The organism is Carnobacterium divergens (assembly GCF_900258435.1).
In the GTDB taxonomy this organism is placed as follows: Bacteria; Bacillota; Bacilli; order Lactobacillales; family Carnobacteriaceae; genus Carnobacterium; species Carnobacterium divergens_A.
The window spans coordinates 751050-766995 of the sequence record NZ_LT992558.1; the positions used below are offsets into that span (position 1 = coordinate 751050).

17 protein-coding genes, 1 riboswitch and 1 other annotated feature are annotated in these 15946 nt (G+C 35.6%); of the genes, 11 read left to right on the top strand and 6 right to left on the bottom strand.

Translation table 11 applies throughout. The annotated features are described in order from the left end of the window. Nucleotides 1–90: 90 nt before the first annotated feature. Nucleotides 91–362: a binding site (T-box leader), on the bottom strand. Nucleotides 363–527: 165 nt separating this feature from the next. Beyond that, nucleotides 528–632, top strand: a riboswitch (THF riboswitch). A gap of 41 nt (nt 633–673) precedes the next feature. Continuing rightward, entirely contained in the window at nt 674–1201 is a 528-nt protein-coding gene (locus CDIMF43_RS03950; protein ID WP_109841251.1) for a folate family ECF transporter S component, read from the top strand. A 94-nt stretch (nt 1202–1295) separates the two neighbouring features. Here CDIMF43_RS03950 and CDIMF43_RS03955 read toward each other — a convergent pair whose 3' ends face one another. After that, nucleotides 1296–2333, bottom strand: a complete 1038-nt coding sequence (locus tag CDIMF43_RS03955) for a YdcF family protein (RefSeq protein WP_074402317.1) — start codon at nt 2331–2333, stop codon at nt 1296–1298. 153 nt (nt 2334–2486) lie between these two features. On the opposite strand from CDIMF43_RS03955, the gene CDIMF43_RS03960 reads away from it, so the two are divergent. Next, nucleotides 2487–2945 (top strand): NUDIX hydrolase, encoded by a 459-nt coding sequence (locus CDIMF43_RS03960; RefSeq protein WP_109841252.1) that lies wholly within the window; start codon nt 2487–2489, stop codon nt 2943–2945. Between the two features lie 46 nt (nt 2946–2991). Here CDIMF43_RS03960 and CDIMF43_RS03965 read toward each other — a convergent pair whose 3' ends face one another. Further along, a complete protein-coding gene (locus CDIMF43_RS03965) occupies nt 2992–3426 on the bottom strand; it encodes an organic hydroperoxide resistance protein (RefSeq protein WP_074402319.1) in 435 nt (144 codons plus the stop codon). 90 nt (nt 3427–3516) lie between these two features. Continuing rightward, entirely contained in the window at nt 3517–4362 is an 846-nt protein-coding gene (locus CDIMF43_RS03970; RefSeq protein WP_162532907.1) for a GNAT family N-acetyltransferase, read from the bottom strand. Between the two features lie 123 nt (nt 4363–4485). Between CDIMF43_RS03970 and CDIMF43_RS03975 the strand changes: the two genes are divergently transcribed. Then, complete coding sequence (locus CDIMF43_RS03975; RefSeq protein WP_109841254.1) at nt 4486–4665, top strand: 2-hydroxymuconate tautomerase; 180 nt, start codon at nt 4486–4488, stop codon at nt 4663–4665. Nucleotides 4666–4786: 121 nt separating this feature from the next. Next, nucleotides 4787–5581 (top strand): histidine phosphatase family protein, encoded by a 795-nt coding sequence (locus CDIMF43_RS03980; protein ID WP_074402322.1) that lies wholly within the window; start codon nt 4787–4789, stop codon nt 5579–5581. 90 nt (nt 5582–5671) lie between these two features. On the opposite strand, the gene yidA is transcribed toward CDIMF43_RS03980, so the two are convergent. The 3 genes from yidA to CDIMF43_RS03995 are packed head-to-tail and all read right to left on the bottom strand — an operon-like array spanning nt 5672 to nt 8739. Further along, the gene (gene yidA, locus CDIMF43_RS03985; RefSeq protein ID WP_109841255.1) at nt 5672–6484 is read right to left on the bottom strand and encodes a sugar-phosphatase; all 813 of its coding nucleotides are present in this window, start codon (nt 6482–6484) and stop codon (nt 5672–5674) included. Next, complete coding sequence (locus CDIMF43_RS03990) at nt 6485–7876, bottom strand: HD domain-containing protein (protein ID WP_109841256.1); 1392 nt, start codon at nt 7874–7876, stop codon at nt 6485–6487. Beyond that, nucleotides 7873–8739 carry a lipoate--protein ligase family protein gene (locus tag CDIMF43_RS03995; protein WP_109841257.1) on the bottom strand — a complete coding sequence of 289 codons (867 nt, stop codon included), beginning with the start codon at nt 8737–8739 and terminating at the stop codon, nt 7873–7875. Before CDIMF43_RS03995 ends, CDIMF43_RS03990 begins: the two co-directional genes overlap by 4 nt. A gap of 208 nt (nt 8740–8947) precedes the next feature. On the opposite strand from CDIMF43_RS03995, the gene CDIMF43_RS04000 reads away from it, so the two are divergent. The 7 genes from CDIMF43_RS04000 to CDIMF43_RS04030 all read left to right on the top strand — a co-directional run bounded on the left by CDIMF43_RS04000 (nt 8948) and on the right by CDIMF43_RS04030 (nt 15773). Then, a complete protein-coding gene (locus CDIMF43_RS04000) occupies nt 8948–9937 on the top strand; it encodes a thiamine pyrophosphate-dependent dehydrogenase E1 component subunit alpha (RefSeq protein ID WP_109841258.1) in 990 nt (329 codons plus the stop codon). A gap of 10 nt (nt 9938–9947) precedes the next feature. After that, complete coding sequence (locus tag CDIMF43_RS04005) at nt 9948–10937, top strand: alpha-ketoacid dehydrogenase subunit beta (RefSeq protein ID WP_074402327.1); 990 nt, start codon at nt 9948–9950, stop codon at nt 10935–10937. Between the two features lie 29 nt (nt 10938–10966). Next, nucleotides 10967–11908, top strand: coding sequence for a sugar-binding transcriptional regulator (locus tag CDIMF43_RS04010; protein ID WP_109841259.1), 942 nt, complete (start codon nt 10967–10969; stop codon nt 11906–11908). A 20-nt stretch (nt 11909–11928) separates the two neighbouring features. Beyond that, nucleotides 11929–12357: a YwiB family protein gene (locus CDIMF43_RS04015; RefSeq protein WP_074402329.1), complete on the top strand. Its 429-nt coding sequence runs from the start codon at nt 11929–11931 to the stop codon at nt 12355–12357. Between the two features lie 44 nt (nt 12358–12401). Then, complete coding sequence (rpoE, locus tag CDIMF43_RS04020) at nt 12402–13001, top strand: DNA-directed RNA polymerase subunit delta (RefSeq protein ID WP_074402330.1); 600 nt, start codon at nt 12402–12404, stop codon at nt 12999–13001. A gap of 468 nt (nt 13002–13469) precedes the next feature. Then, nucleotides 13470–15071 (top strand): CTP synthase, encoded by a 1602-nt coding sequence (locus tag CDIMF43_RS04025; RefSeq protein ID WP_034571647.1) that lies wholly within the window; start codon nt 13470–13472, stop codon nt 15069–15071. Between the two features lie 147 nt (nt 15072–15218). Continuing rightward, complete coding sequence (locus tag CDIMF43_RS04030; RefSeq protein ID WP_074402331.1) at nt 15219–15773, top strand: biotin transporter BioY; 555 nt, start codon at nt 15219–15221, stop codon at nt 15771–15773. The last annotated feature ends 173 nt before the right edge of the window (nt 15774–15946 follow it).

Consider the following 15946-nt stretch of genomic DNA (forward strand, 5'->3'; position numbering starts at 1 on the left):
AGAATGAAATTTCAAGTGTACTTTTCTCGTCACTGCGTTTATCGATATAAAATAAAAAAACTCGTCCTTTAAATGATTGATTTCAATCATTTAAAGGACGAGTACAATTATGTATTCGTGTTACCACCTTTTTTTATAAAACGATTGCTCGTTTTACCTTAACCAGTACTTAAAATAACTAGACTTTGCATACTGTGGCACGATAGCGGGTGCTCCCGTAGCAATCTAAAGTAGATAATCTACAATTCAACTGCTTCACTCCAAGGCCATTTTCAGCTTTCTTCCCACTACCCTTTTTCAGCAATCTTTCAGGGCTCTCTATAAGTGTTTGTAAAACGTACTTTCCTTTTCATTGTGATTTAATGATATTCTCATTATTTGTTAACTTGATTCTTAATATACAGGTCAGTTGTCAATTTGTCAACAACAAAATAAAAAATAAATGACTTAGTGAAATAAAGTAGAACTTATGAAAACCATATGCTATAGTAAGAGAGGATTTTCTCATACGAGAAAATCTAAAAATAAACAGAGTAGGAAATAAAGCGTTAAGTGCTGCTGGGATGGGATGTTGCTCACAGACGAAAAATGATTGAACAATCATTTGCGGTTTTATTTTTGCATTCGCTGCATAAAGTTTTTATGTGTGGGAGCTCTTAAAGGAGATCTTCAAATGTTCAAAAAAAAGTTAGACGCAAAAACAATTGCAACAATGGGTTTATTAATGGCTTTACAGCTAGTTTTAACTCGATTTGTTTCGATTGAGACCCCAATTGTTCGCATTGGATTTGATTTTTTACCCATTGCCATTATGGGGATGCTTTTTGGTCCTTGGTTATCTGGCGTTGCGGTTGCAATGACCGATATTATTGGGATTTCACTATTTGCTAGAACAGCACCATTTTTCCCAGGATTCACGTTGTCTGCATTTTTGACAGCAGCCGTTTATGGTTTCTTTTTATACAAAAAACCTAAAACCTTGCTAAGAGTAGCACTAGCTGTGATTATGGTGACACTTGTGATTAACTTGGGCTTAAACACGCTGTGGTTATCAATGATTTATGACAAAGCAATGATTGTGATTTTTCCAGCCAGAATTTTACAAAATTTGATAATGACCCCGATTCAGATTGCCTTGCTTTATTTTGTTGTTCAAAGCAATATTTTATCAAAAACAATCGGAATCGATTCAACTAAATAAAACGTAACAGCTCCCAACATCCAATTCACCTTCATTTTTTGAAGGTGTTTTTTTATAAAAAAAATCCAACCCCGCAGGATTGGAAATACCCATATTAAGTGAAAATATAACCAATAATTCCTAACGCAATGGTTATCAAAGCCATTACAATGACGACGGCTAAATGCCATTTTTTATATAAAGCAAGAATAGCAATAAACTCACGAATCATAGCATTTGGCCAATAATAAAATGCCGTTTTTGCCCCAATCCCTTGACTGGTTAATCCCGCACGTTTGGCATAAATCCCTGCTCTAAAAAGATGGAAATTATTAGTAGCAAATAAGCTTTTATAATGACCCTCACCCTTTAAACGATCCATTATTTTTTTAGAAAAAACCATATTTTCAAATGTATTAACTGATTGATCTTCTAGCAATGTATCTTCAATCGGAATGCCCTTTTTTAGTGCATATTGTTGCATGGCAACCGCTTCAGGGATTTTTTCATCGCCACCTTGTCCGCCAGAAAATAAAAGCTTAGGTGGAGTGTGGAGTTTAGCCTGTTTAAGATAAAAATCCATTGCGACATTGATTCGATTTTGCAATAATGGCGGGACGATGTACCCATCAATTAATCCGCTGCCTAAGACAATAATAAAATCTTTGTTTAATCTTGGACGATAGACTTGGTAAATAAAAGAGGCAATAAAAAAGTTCAAAAAATTAAATAAAAAATATAAGAACAATAAAATTAAAAAGCCAGTAACATACCTCATAAATTCAGGTAGATAATTTGCAAGAATCGTTGATGATAAAATTAGCAAACCCAATATAGCAAGTCCTAAAAATAACGTTAAAAAATTAGAAAAACGGGCGCCTTCCTTTTTTATCAAAATTCGAGCATTGACAAAAGAAGCAACCATTAAAGCAAACGCTCCAAAAAGTCCTATTAATCCTAAGATAACTAAAAAGACTAATGAAATGATTACTAGAATCCGATTGTAGGTTGAAAAACTAAAGTACAACAGAGTGATAAAAAGTGAAAATAAAAAGCAATTAAACAAAAAACCATTGATAATCTTACGTCGATCTTGCCAATAAGAAAGAGCAAAAATTAAAAATACAGCTATATTAAGATATAAAAAAAACAAGTGGACACCTCCGATGATTTTTGGATTCAAATTATTATAACAAAAAAATCAGTTGAAGAAAGACAAAAAAGGAAATAATTTATAAATAAAAAGGATTAAACTAGCAAATAGTCAGTCTATTCTGATAAAATAAAAAGAATAGGGGGAATGAGTATGTCAATCAAACGATTTGGAACTAGAATTGAAGAAGTGTCTTACACCGTTCGAGTGGGAGTCTATGCATTAATTTTTGACGAAACACGTGAAAATTTAATGATTGTTTCACCACCTAATGGTGCGTACTTATTACCAGGTGGAGAAATTGAACCAGGTGAGACAAAGGAAGAGACGTTGCATAGAGAAGTAATGGAAGAGCTTGGTTTTACAGTATCCATAGGTACATATCTCGGTGAAGCAGAGGATTTCTACTACTCGACGTTTCGCAAAAAACATTATCATAATCCAGGCTATTTTTATGTAGTGGAATCTTATCAAAAAGTGAGGGAGCCTTTGGAAGATTTTAACAAACTGTATTGGTTGCCAATCAAAGAAGCTCATCGCCTTTTAAAAAGAGGCAGCCATAAATGGGCAATTGAGACGTATCTTGCACAACATGGTTTAAGCATCCATTAAATCAAAAAAAGAACCTTCTTAAATAGAAGGTTCTTTTTTGATGCATCTATTCTTCGTAAGCAACAGCAGTAACTGAGCTATCGATATTTCCTTTAGTTGCTTTTGAATAAGGACAAAAAGCATGTGCTTTATCCGCTAATTCTTGAACTGTTTCTAAGTCATGGCCTTCAATTGCTACTTGAATTTCACTAGCTAATTTAAAACCATTGTCGACTGGATCACTTACTAAATCAACTGTAACGTAGACTTTTGATTTTCCAGAAATTTTTTGTTGGCCCATAATATGTTCCAAGGCAGAATTGAAACAAGCGCTATAACCTAAAGCAAATAATTGTTCAGGGTTACTTCCTTGTCCTTTTCCTCCCATTTCTTTTGGAGTAGAAACACGAACTGAAAAAGAACCATCAGGTAAATGACTCTCGCCATTACGGCCACCTGTGTTGATAGCTTTTGCTTGATAAAGTTTTTTTGATTCTGACATAAAATAATCTCCTTTCAAATCCTTTAGTTTTACATTATTATGGTACCGAAAAAATGTAAAAAGACCTAATGATTTGCTCAAAAAATAATTTTATAAATCCAATTCATAGTAATCAAAGATTGCTTCTTGGTAAAAACCTGCCGATAAGTACAATTTTAAAGCACGGGCATTTTGGCTATCGACTTCAAGGTAAAGTTTTTGAAATGGTTGGTCAATTGCAAGTTGAATCCCTTGATTTAGTAGCGCGCGTCCCAGTCCTTGTCCTTGCCATTCGCTTGTAATGACCACTCCGTAAATCCCAATGATTCCTTGGAAATGGTCTAATTTAATTTTTCCTACAATTTCATTATCTAAATAGGCGATATAATTTCCTTCAATTTCAAGAGCCTCTATTTTTTGGGGGTCATAAATTAGTTTATCCTGAGGTGTAAAACCTTCATGATCAAGACGATAGAGTAGTTTTCGATCTTCTTGACTAGCCGAGTGAAGAACCAAAGGGGAGTAATCCGCTTGATTAAAATTAGCTGGATCAAAATTTAAACGATATTCTGTAAACGAGAAAGCCCCGGCATATTTTTTAATTAAAGCAGGAATGATAGGATCTTTTCGATCCGAAATAAATAGAATTCTTTTAATTTCTTGTTCTTTAGCATAGTTTACTAGGGCGTTAATAAGAATTATGGCAATTTCTTGATTGTTATTAGTTAAAATACTCGCTTCAATTTCAACTCCATCAAAAGTACTTGCGGATAAGTAGCCTTTCAGTTCAGTTTTTTCAAAATAAAGAAAATGTTGGTAATGAGGGGAATTTTTTTCAAAAGCTTTAGGGTCTAATTTATAAGAAAGATTTTCCTTTTGTTGTGCTGATTCAAGTGTTTGGATTGCTTGAATGTGTGAATCTGTTAATTGTTGCAGATGGCATAATTCAGTTTCCAATAGGCTTCCTCCGATTCTGTTTTATTCTCTTTTTCATTATAGGCTTTTTTATCAAATAGGGAAATCTTAATTGAGATTTATGCTATAATTTAAACAAAATAATTTGTTTAAGGAGAGATTTAGATGCCATTTGTTCATATTGAATTGATTGAAGGACGCTCAAAAGAGCAAAAAGAAAACTTAGTCAAAGAGGTAACAGAAGCAGTTGTTCGCAATACGGGCGCTGCTGGTGAAAGTGTCCATGTTATTTTACAAGAAATGAAAGCTAGTGACTACGCTCAAAATGGGATCTTCAAAGGATAAAAATTAAACAGGTACTTTTAGTACTTGTTTTTTTATTCGCAAGCTATTGATAGCGTTTACATAAAGTGGTAAGATATTTAAAGAACGATTGTTTCTTATTTTTTAAAAGGAGGAAAAATAAATGAAAAAGTTTATCAAAGCGATAGTGGTTGGTGCGGGAATTAGTTTAATGATTGTTGGAAGTGGGCACGAGGCAAGTGGGAAAAAAGAAACTAAAAAAGAGTCTTCAAATGATGGAAAGGTAACCTTTTACATAGCGAGACACGGTAAAACGCTATTTAATACAATGGATCGTGTGCAAGGATGGTCAGACACGCCGCTGACAGAACAAGGTCGTGAAGTAGCAGAGGACTTAGGTCGTGGTTTAAAAGACATTAAGTTTAAATCAGCTTACAGCAGTGATTTGGGACGTGCAAGAGAGACGGCTCAACTGGTATTAGCAAATAACGGTCAAAAAAAATTAGCGATTACACCAAAAGAGACATTAAGAGAAGCTTGTTATGGGAAATTTGAAGGTGATTTCAACGAAAATATGAAAAAAGCGATGGCTGAATATTACGGCTACGAAACGTTAGACAATAATCCACTAGGCAAAGAAATGTTCGAAAAAGGAGCCGATGCAGTAAGTGCATTAGACACAGAGTACCAGATGGGGGAAGATGCCAAAACAATCAAAGCAAGAATGCAGACTACCTTAAAACAAATGGCTAAAAAAGAAGCTAAAAATGGTGGAGGCAATGTGCTAGTGGTTGGCCATGGGATGTCAATTAATATCATGGTGTCAGATATGACGGATAAATATACGGGAGAAGGGTTGAAAAATGCAAGTGTAACCAAAATTATTTATGATAAAGGCAAATTTAAAGTGGAATCTATTGGCGATACCAGTTATTTTGAAAAAGGCAAAAAAGAATAAAAAGTAGCTGAAAAAAGCGACTAACCTACAATAAAAAAGCATGAATCCCATTATAAAAATGAGGATTTCATGCTTTTTTGATTAGGGTTTTTAACGAAAAGCCAGTTCTCTAATCACGTGTGCAACGCCGTCTTCGGCATTGGTTTTCGTAATAAAAGTAGCGATTTCTTTCACCGCAGGAACGGCATTGCCCATAGCAATTTTATATTTTGCAAAGTGCAACATGTCCATATCGTTCATATTATCACCAATCGCCATCACATTTTCTTGAGGAATATGAAGGTGAGCAGCTAAATCTTTCACCGCGTTGCCTTTATTTGCCTTTTTATTTAAAATTTCATAATAAAAATCTTCACTTTTAATCATCGTATAGCGTTCATTAAATTCAGCAGGAATTTGTGAAATTCCTTGATCTAAAATAGCCGGATGATCAATCATCATCATTTTACTGATTTCGATTGCAGGGTCAATTTCTTCAACAGTTCGATACTTTAAAGGGATATTTACTAAGAAAGCTTCTCGAACTGTATATTCGCTAATGTCTTTATTGGTTGTATAAAGATGATCCATATCAAAGGTTTGGAAATGAACCCCAATTTCGTTGCTAAGTTTTTCTAAGGCTAAAAAGTCTTGATAACCTAATGTATGGTGAACAATTGCCTTTCCATCATGTGTGCTTTGAACTAAAGCCCCATTATAAGTGATGGCAAAATCGCCTTCTTCTTCTAAATTCAATTCCGCTAAGAAGTCTTTAACGCCAATCAAAGGTCGGCCTGTACATAAAACAATTTTGATTCCTTTTGTTTTTGCTTCCATAATCGTTTCTTTCACGGCTTGACTGATTTTTTTATCTGGATTTAACAGTGTTCCATCTAGGTCGATGGCAATTAATTCAATACTCATTTAATCTGATTCCTCCTGAAATGTGATTGGGTTTTTAATTGCGCCATTGGCAATATATTTTGTAAATTCATTAAACAAAGGTTCAAATAAATTCACTTCACTTGTACTAGCGGGTTTAATAATCTCTTTTGGAAAATAAAAACGTTCATCTCCTCGAACTTTACCAGTCAGCGCAGCAACAATCGGACTTGCTTTAGATAACTCAATTAAAGAACCATCTGCTTCAACTAATTCAATTTGAGTTCGATGATTGATTTGCTCTGGGCGATAAAAATCATAAGGCAAGTCATAACTGTTATTGATAGCGGTATAGTAAACCGGATCATAACCGGATTCTAAAATCAACGTTTCTAAATGACGGATTACAGGTAAATCTGTTTCACTGTTGAAGGCAACTGATTTAAATGGATGTCGATCTAAAAAGCGAGTAGCTAAGTCACTTAAAATCGCATCGTTCTCTTCACGCCATTGAGTAAAATAGGTATTTAAAACCCCGTCATCTAATTTTAAATAGTCCTTCAGTGTAAAATCATTTCTGAAAAATGGAGCTAACAGAGAAACGGAGCCTAGCATTTCAAAATCAGGATCTTCGTAGAGCTTTTTAGCGCGTTTTAACAAATGATCTAAAATGACTTCCATACTTCTAGAAACAGGATGAAAGTAAACTTGCATATACATTTGATAACGACTCACCACATAATCTTCAACCGCATGCATACCGGATACTTGGAAAGAAATGCCATCTTTGTAAGGACGCATGACACGCAAAATTCTCGTTAAATCAAAAGTACCATAATTGACTCCGGTAAAATAAGCATCTCTTAACAAGTAATCCATTCGATCTGCATCAATCTGACTAGAAATCAATTGAACAACCTGTGGATTAGGATAGGTTTTTTGAATGACACTTGCTACTTTTTCAGGAAAATCAAAATGGATTTTTTTTAAAATTTGATTGACTTCAGTTTCTGGCGAAGTAATAATTTCTACTGTAATAGCTTCATGATCCGTTTCAAAAATACGCTCAAAAGTATGAGAATAAGGACCGTGACCAATATCATGAAGCAGAGCTGCACAAAGGACAACTAGACGTTCACGATCATCCCAGCCTCCGTCACCCTCAATTTTTGTAGAGAAGCTTCTTGCGAATTTATCACAAATTCTTCTAGCAATTTCATAAACGCCTAAAGAATGAGTGAAACGAGAATGCTCTGCACCGTGAAAAGTAAAAGAAGAAGTTCCAAGCTGTTTAATGCGACGCAGTCGTTGAAATTCACGAGAGTTAATCAAGTCTAAAATCACTTGATGTTGAACATGAATATAATCATGAACAGGATCACGAAAAACCTGTTCAATTGGCAATAGTTGATCTTGATAGGCTATTGAATTCATCTACTCAGCTCCTCATCGAATGTTTCTGCTAACATTTGTTCATTGCGTTCAATCATTTTTTGATAAGCCATTTTATAATTTTCTTTCAATTCTAAGTCATAATGTCCATCGCTTAACAAACAGCCATTCGTTTTTAACGTTTCAAGAATTCTTTTTTTGACGCCATCCACAGTTAAAGGGGTTTCAAGCAACGCATCTAAATTTGCCATAACCGCTGGATTCACCTTAGGAAAATGCCATTTCACTGTTTCATTTGCCAATCCGACTTGATAAAAATCACGAATCATTTCGGTTCTTTTATCCTGAGAGCCCGTCACGCTAAGATAAATCATAATTGCCACACCTTTTTTTAAACGGCGCTGTGCGATGCCAGCAAATTTTTTCCCATCAATACTTAAATCAAAATCTCCTGGACAATAAGATTCTTCAATTTCATAAGCATCAATGGTTTTCCCATACGCTTTAAATGTTTGGCGAATCAAGCGTAACATAAACTCGTATCCTTCCGTAATACTCATCTTAACAAGAGGATCTTCAGGAAGAATCAATGAAAAATTCAACACGCCCTCATTTGAAGCCACTGCCAGACCACCCGAATTACGAACTAAAAAGTGTTGTTGATGGTGAATAAAAACGTTTAACGCATCCTTGAAAAAAGGCAATTTTGTATCCATCATTCCTAAAATTACTAATTCAGAAGCAGTCCAAAAATGCAATGCTCCAAAGGATTGATGAGTCCCAATTTTTTTTATCAAGCTATCTCCCAAAGCAAAATGAGAAATAAATTGATTTGTAAAAGGCATCGAAGTGGAATCATATAGTTCATAAGCTTGTTGACTTAAATAATCTTTTTTTTCTGACATAGTTTGTCTTCCTTTATAGTAAAATTACGATACTGTTTATATTTAATAACTTCATTATACCAAAAAATAGCGCAACAAGAAGCATAAATAAAGGAATTAAGCTAAAAAATTGCTAAGAGTTAAGTAGAATAGTTGACCTTAATTTCAAAAACACGTTATACTATTTACAATTGATTCGAGAAGGAACATTTGTAAAGGAGGCGTTTTTTTGACCAGTCGAATAAAAAATTTAGCTGGATTGTCAGACGAAGACTTTAAAAACATTTATCAAATGATGTGGGAAATCCGCTTTTTTGATGAAAAAGTAGAAGAACTTTTTGCAAAAGGAAAAATACATGGAACAACACATCTTTCAATAGGTCAAGAAGCGACGGCTGCAGGAACCGGTTATTTATTAAGAAAAACCGATTGGATTACTTCAACACATCGAGGGCACGGTCACAGCATTGCAAAAGGAACCTCAATGACGGCAATGATGGCTGAATTATTCGGCAAACGAAGTGGTACAAACGCTGGTAAAGGTGGCAGTATGCATATTGCTGAATTAGCAGAGGGGAATTTAGGTTCAAATGGCATTGTGGGTGCAGGATTTCCCATTGCCGTTGGAGCCGCCTTATCTGCTCAATTAAAAGGCGAAGACCGAGTAGTTATTTGCTATGCTGGGGATGGCGCAACAAACGAAGGAAGTTTTCATGAAGCTTTAAATTTAGCCTCGATTTGGCAAGTTCCAGCACTCTTTTTTATTGAAAATAATCAATACGGGATGAGCAGTAAAATTGATCAGATGGTAAATATCCCTCAACTCTCCAAACGAGCTGAAAGCTATGGATTAAAAGGCGTAACGATTGATGGAAATGACTTAATCGCTGTACTCGATACAACTTATCAAGGGATAGAAGAAGCCAGAAAAGGCAATGGTCCGATGATGATAGAAGCCCTAACTTACCGTTTCAAAGGGCATTCAAAGTCAGATGAACGGATTTATCGCACAAAAGAAGAAGAGTTGCGTTGGGAAGAAGAACGAGACCCTATCAAATTAACTGAAAAATTATTGACGAACTCTCAAGTTGCTTCAAACGAAGAACTAATGAAATTAAAAAAACAAGCCTTTGAGAATGTTCAAAAAGCGGTTCAAGAAGCAGAAAAAAGTGAAGATAGTGAATTAAGTGATTTAACGACACAAGTTTATGCAGAATAGGAGGTGCGTGATGAGAGAAATAACTTATATCCAAGCAGTCAATGAAGCATTAGATGAAGCATTGGCAACAAATGAAGAAGTTTTCCTAATGGGAGAAGACATTGGTGTTTATGGTGGTGGCTTTGGTGCAACCAAAGGACTTGTTGAAAAATACGGCCAAAAGCGCATCCGCTCCACCCCTATTTCTGAAAGCGCGATTGCAGGAACAGCAGTTGGAGCAGCGATTACCGGCATGCGTCCTGTGATAGAACTCCAATTTTCCGATTTTATTACGATTGCTATGGATCAGCTAGTGAATCAAGCAGCAAAAATGCACTATATGTATGGCGGAAAAGTTAACGTACCCTTAGTAATGAGAACCGCTGGAGGATCAGGCACCGGTGCTGCAGCGCAACATTCCCAAAGTTTAGAAAATTGGATGGCGCATATTCCAGGATTAAAAGTCATTCAGCCCTCCAATGCCTATGACGCCAAAGGATTGCTACACGCAGCGATAGAAGATAATAATCCCGTGATGTTTTACGAACACAAATTATGCTATAAACTAAGCTGTGACGTTCCAAACGAAAAATATACGATTCCGATTGGAGTTGCAGCTATTAAACAACCAGGAACGGACATCACTGTCGTAGCTACAGGGGTGATGGTCCATAAAGCGCTAGACGTTGCAAAAAAACTAGCCCCAACAGGCATTTCTTTAGAAGTAATCGATCCAAGAACCTTAGTCCCATTAGATAAAGAAACGATTTTAAAATCAGTCATCAAAACAGGTCGACTAATGATTGTCCATGAGGCTGTAAAAGAAAGTGGCTTTGGAGGCGAAATTGCAAGTATAGTTGTTGAAAGCGAGGCATTCTATTCCTTAAAAGCACCCATCAAACGCTTAGGAGGAGCATTTATTCCGATGCCTTACCAAAAAGAATTAGAAAAAGCCGCGATTCCGCAATGTGAAGATATCGAAGCAGCAGCCAAAACGCTTATGCATGAGCATAAAAATTAAAAAAGAACGAGAACGTAAGGGGGGATACGTTGAGAATTACCGAAGATCGACGCAACCTATTAAAAGCGGCTACCATGTATTACAGCGAAGGAAAAACCCAAGCAGAAATTGCCAAAAAAATGAACATTTCAAGACCCGTTATTTCAAAAATGCTACAACTTGCGAGACAGGAAGGCATTGTTGAAATTTACGTCAAAGATGAAAATGCACATTCGATTGCGTTGGCCTTAGAAATTGAAAAAAAATATCAACTAAATGATGTAATTGTAGTTCCTAAAAGCATCGAATTTTCCAAAAGTACGATTAAGCATAATGTGGCTAAAGCGGCAGTTTCCTATTTAACTACACACCTAACAAAGGATGCTAAAATAGGCCTTTCTTGGGGGACGACGATTGCAGAAGTTATTGACGAAATGCCTTATTTATCAAAGCCAGGAATAACGATCCATCCTTTAGTTGGTGGTATCCAAAGCCAACATGTTTATTTAGATGCCAACCATTTGACCTTTTTATTAGCTGAAAAATTATCTGCTCAGTGTAGCTATTTTTACGCACCAGCATTGGCTGACACCATTGAATTAAAAGAATTACTAGCAGAATCAACCGTAGTTGAAACCGCAATGTCTGATGCCCGTAAAGTTGAGTTAGCCGTAATTGGTGTGGGAAATCCTTTAGACAATACCACTTGGAAAGAACTCGGTTATATTGGAAAAAAAGAGCTGACACAAGCAAAAAAACAAGGAATTGTTGGAGATGCGGTAGCCTCTTTGTTTGATAAAACAGGCCAAACCGTTGTCACCGATTTAACGAAGCGAATGATGGGAATGACAATTGAAGACTTGGTTCAAATTCCCAATGTAGTGGCAATTGCGTCAGGATCAACTAAAGGAACAAGCATTCAAGCCCTATTAAACAATCATGTAATAAATACCTTGATTATCGATCAATCCATTGCAGAACAACTATACTAAGAAACAAAAGGAGTAAAAAAATGAGCTTAAAAAAAATAACCCCAGTAAACATTCAATTATCAACAACGATTACACAATATGAAGCAGTAGAAAACCACACTTTCGATGTAATGGGGCAAGCCACTCAAATGGGAGATACCCTCTATGTGCGTTACAAAGAAGAAACCGAAGGCGAGACCCCAGTTACAATTAAAATAGAACCAGATGGAACTGTGGGGTTGATTCGAGCAGGAGAAACAAGAACAAAATTACGTTTTGGCAAAGGTGAACGTTATGTGACACACTATACGACCCCTCAAGGAGTAGTTTCATTAGAAACAATGACCAATCATTTGCAAATTAGTTTGATGGATCAACCCTTTCGTGGCAATCTAGAAATCCATTACGATCTCTATATGGGAAAAGAAAAATTAGGAGAATACAAATTACAATTGCTTTTTACTGCCTAAATATTGTATGATAAAGAGTAGACTGTTGAAAGGACGTGGCGAATGTGGAATTAAAACGATTTGACGGTATGAAAAAAGATGAATTGTCAATGATTGAAGTAGCTCATGCCATTTTAGAACAAAAAGGAGACGTGATGGATTTTTCTGAACTCGTTGAACAAATTCAGAAATTTTTAGGCACTTCTGCTGCAAAAGTGAAAAAAAATACTCCGCAATTTTATACAGATTTAAATATTGATGGTAGTTTTATTTCTTTAGGAGACAATCGTTGGGGGTTACGTTCATGGTATCCAATCGATTCAATCGATGAAGAAGTAACTCATTCAACTGAAGAAGAGGCTCCACGTCGTAAAAAACGTAAAAAAGTGAGTGCATTTGTTCCAAATGTCGATGATGATGTAATTGATTACAACGATGACGATCCAGAAGATGAAGATGTTGTCTTAGTGGATGACGAAGGTGTTGTTGTTGATGATGAAAGTACAGAAGATCTTGGCGAATACAAATCTGACTTAACTGAATTAGGGACAGACGAAGATGAAGAAGACGAACTTCCAGATGGAATTGAAGGTTCTTTAACTTTAATTGATGAAGACGAAGAAGAAGATGACTTCGATTCAGAAGATGAAATCAACCCAATTTAATGAATTGACAAAACTTTCCTTTTTGGGAGAGTTTTTCTTTTTTTGTTGATTTCAGCAAGTCAGTCGACATTTTTTTTGACGATTTAAGTTGATGTAGGCTCGTTTCACTTAAATCAAAAAATAAATGCCTTGACGATTGTCTGTTTTGATTGTATTATCTTTATTGGGCTCCCTAAAGAGTAATCTTGAAGGACCGATGAGATAAACGATAATCACGCTCCCCGTTCATTTATGGATGGGGAGCTTTGTTTTTTGTTTTCAGTACCCTAAATAAAAAATGCAAACAAGATTGCTATTGAAGCTAAGTAGCGTCTGTTTTTATTTTTTAGGCAAGGTTTAGTTTGTAAGAAACGAGATTTCAGAAATAAGATTGTTTTATTCTTTGTTCATTCTTAGCTTAAAGAGAGAGGAAACAAGTGAAAAAAACTATCGATTATTTCAAAAAAACACACAAAGGAGTTCGATTTAATGACCAAGTATATTTTTGTAACAGGTGGCGTTGTATCTTCAATAGGAAAAGGGATTGTAGCAGCATCTCTAGGAAGATTGTTGAAAAATCGTGGACTAAAAGTAACCATTCAAAAATTTGATCCATACATCAACGTAGACCCAGGAACGATGAGCCCATACCAACATGGTGAAGTTTTTGTAACCGATGATGGTGCGGAAACAGATTTAGATTTAGGTCATTATGAACGTTTTATTGATATTAACTTAAACAAATATTCAAACGTAACAACTGGCAAAGTGTATTCAGAAGTATTACGTAAAGAGCGTAAAGGGGAATATTTAGGCGCAACCGTGCAAGTTATTCCACATATTACCAATGAAATCAAAGAAAAAATCATGCGTGCAGGTCAAACAACGGATTCTGATATCGTCATTACAGAAGTCGGTGGAACGGTTGGAGATATCGAGTCATTGCCTTTCCTAGAAGCATTACGTCAAATGAAAGCTGATGTTGGTGCGGATAACGTGATGTACATCCATACAACCTTGATTCCTTATTTAAATGCAGCTGGCGAAATGAAAACAAAACCAACACAACACAGCGTGAAAGAATTACGCAGCTTAGGAATTCAACCAAACATTTTAGTGGTTCGTACTGAAAAACCAGTACCACAAAGCTTGAAAGACAAGTTAGCATCATTTTGTGACGTTGACCCAGAAGCAGTGATTGAATCACGTGACGTTGAAACTCTTTACTCAATTCCATTAGCATTACAAGCACAAAACATGGATCAAATTGTTTGCGATCATTTAAAATTAGACGCTCCTGTTGCGGATATGACTGAATGGATCAAACTAGAAGAAAAAGTATTAGGCTTGAAAAAAATGACAAGAATTGCATTAGTTGGAAAATACGTTGAATTACCAGATGCTTATTTATCAGTTGTTGAAGCATTAAAACATGCCGGTTTTGAATACGATTCAGATATTCAAATTGATTGGGTCAACGCAGAACACGTAACAGACGAAAACGTTGCGTCAATGTTAAAAGAAGCCGATGGTATCTTAGTACCAGGCGGTTTTGGCGATCGTGGATTAGAAGGGAAAATCTCAGCAATTCGTTACGCTCGTGAAAATAAAGTTCCATTCTTAGGAATCTGTTTAGGAATGCAATTAGCCTGTGTTGAATTTGCCCGTAACGTTGCAGGCTTAGCAGATGCCGATTCAGCAGAAACAAATCCAAATTGTGAAAACAACATTATTGATTTGATGAGTGATCAAGAAAATATCGAAAACTTAGGTGGAACCTTACGTTTAGGTTTATACCCATGTCATTTAGTGCCAGGAACAGTGGCCGCTAAGTCTTACGACAATGCAGAAGTTGTTGAAGAACGTCACCGTCACCGTTACGAATTTAACAATGAGTACCGTCAAACCTTAGAAGAAGCAGGATTGGTCTTTTCAGGCGTTTCACCAGACAACCGTTTAGTTGAAATCGTTGAATTATCAGATCATCCATTCTATGTTGCCTGTCAATTCCATCCAGAATTGATTTCACGTCCAACACGTCCACAAAAATTATTTACTGGATTTATTGGAGCAGCACTTCAATCAAAATAACCCTTTTAAAGTCTTAAAATGGCAATTCGTCATTTTAAGACTTTTTTATTTTCTGAATTACGTTAACCTAAAAAAACTTGAAAGTTAACGTAATTTGAAGTAGACTGTAAAAAAAGCATTTATTCTTAAACTAAAAGGGGCGTTTAGATGAAACTAACGACAAAAGATAGGATTCAAATAGCACTATGTACAGCATTACTTTCTATTTCTTCTTTAATTATGATTCCAATTGGGCCAATCCCGATTACGTTGCAAGTTCTTTTTATGATTTTAATACCAGCTTTACTAGGCGCCAAAAAAGGCATGTTGACGATTGGTTTATACCTAGTACTAGGTTTAGTAGGATTTCCAGTATTCGCAGGAGGGATGGGGGGATTGCAAAGTTTACTAAAACCTTCATTTGGTTATTTAATAGGAGGATTTGTCATCGCAGCAATGATTGGTAGCGTAGCTAATAAAAATGCTTCCTTTAAATCACTAGTTACGATTTCTGTCATCAGTATTCCTGTTCTTTATAGTATCGGTATTAGTTATGCTTACTTTTTGATGAACATTGTTTTGGAAACACCCATTAGTTTAAGTGTCTTAATTACTACAAGCATCTCAGTATTCTTACCTTTAGATATTATAAAAGCAATAGTTGCTTCATTTTTAGCAGTAAGGATCAGAAAAGCAGTCGGTATCAAAACGATTGTATCCTAGCAAATGTCAGTCTCTTTAAACTAAAAAGAGGCTGACATTTTTGTTATTTTTTTTCAATAAGCTATTCAAAGTTCACAAAGTAATTCGAAACTTAATAAATGAACTATTGTATTTTTGCCTTTTCTTTTCTATTATGGTTATTAGGGACAAAATAAAATTGAGATTAAAACGAA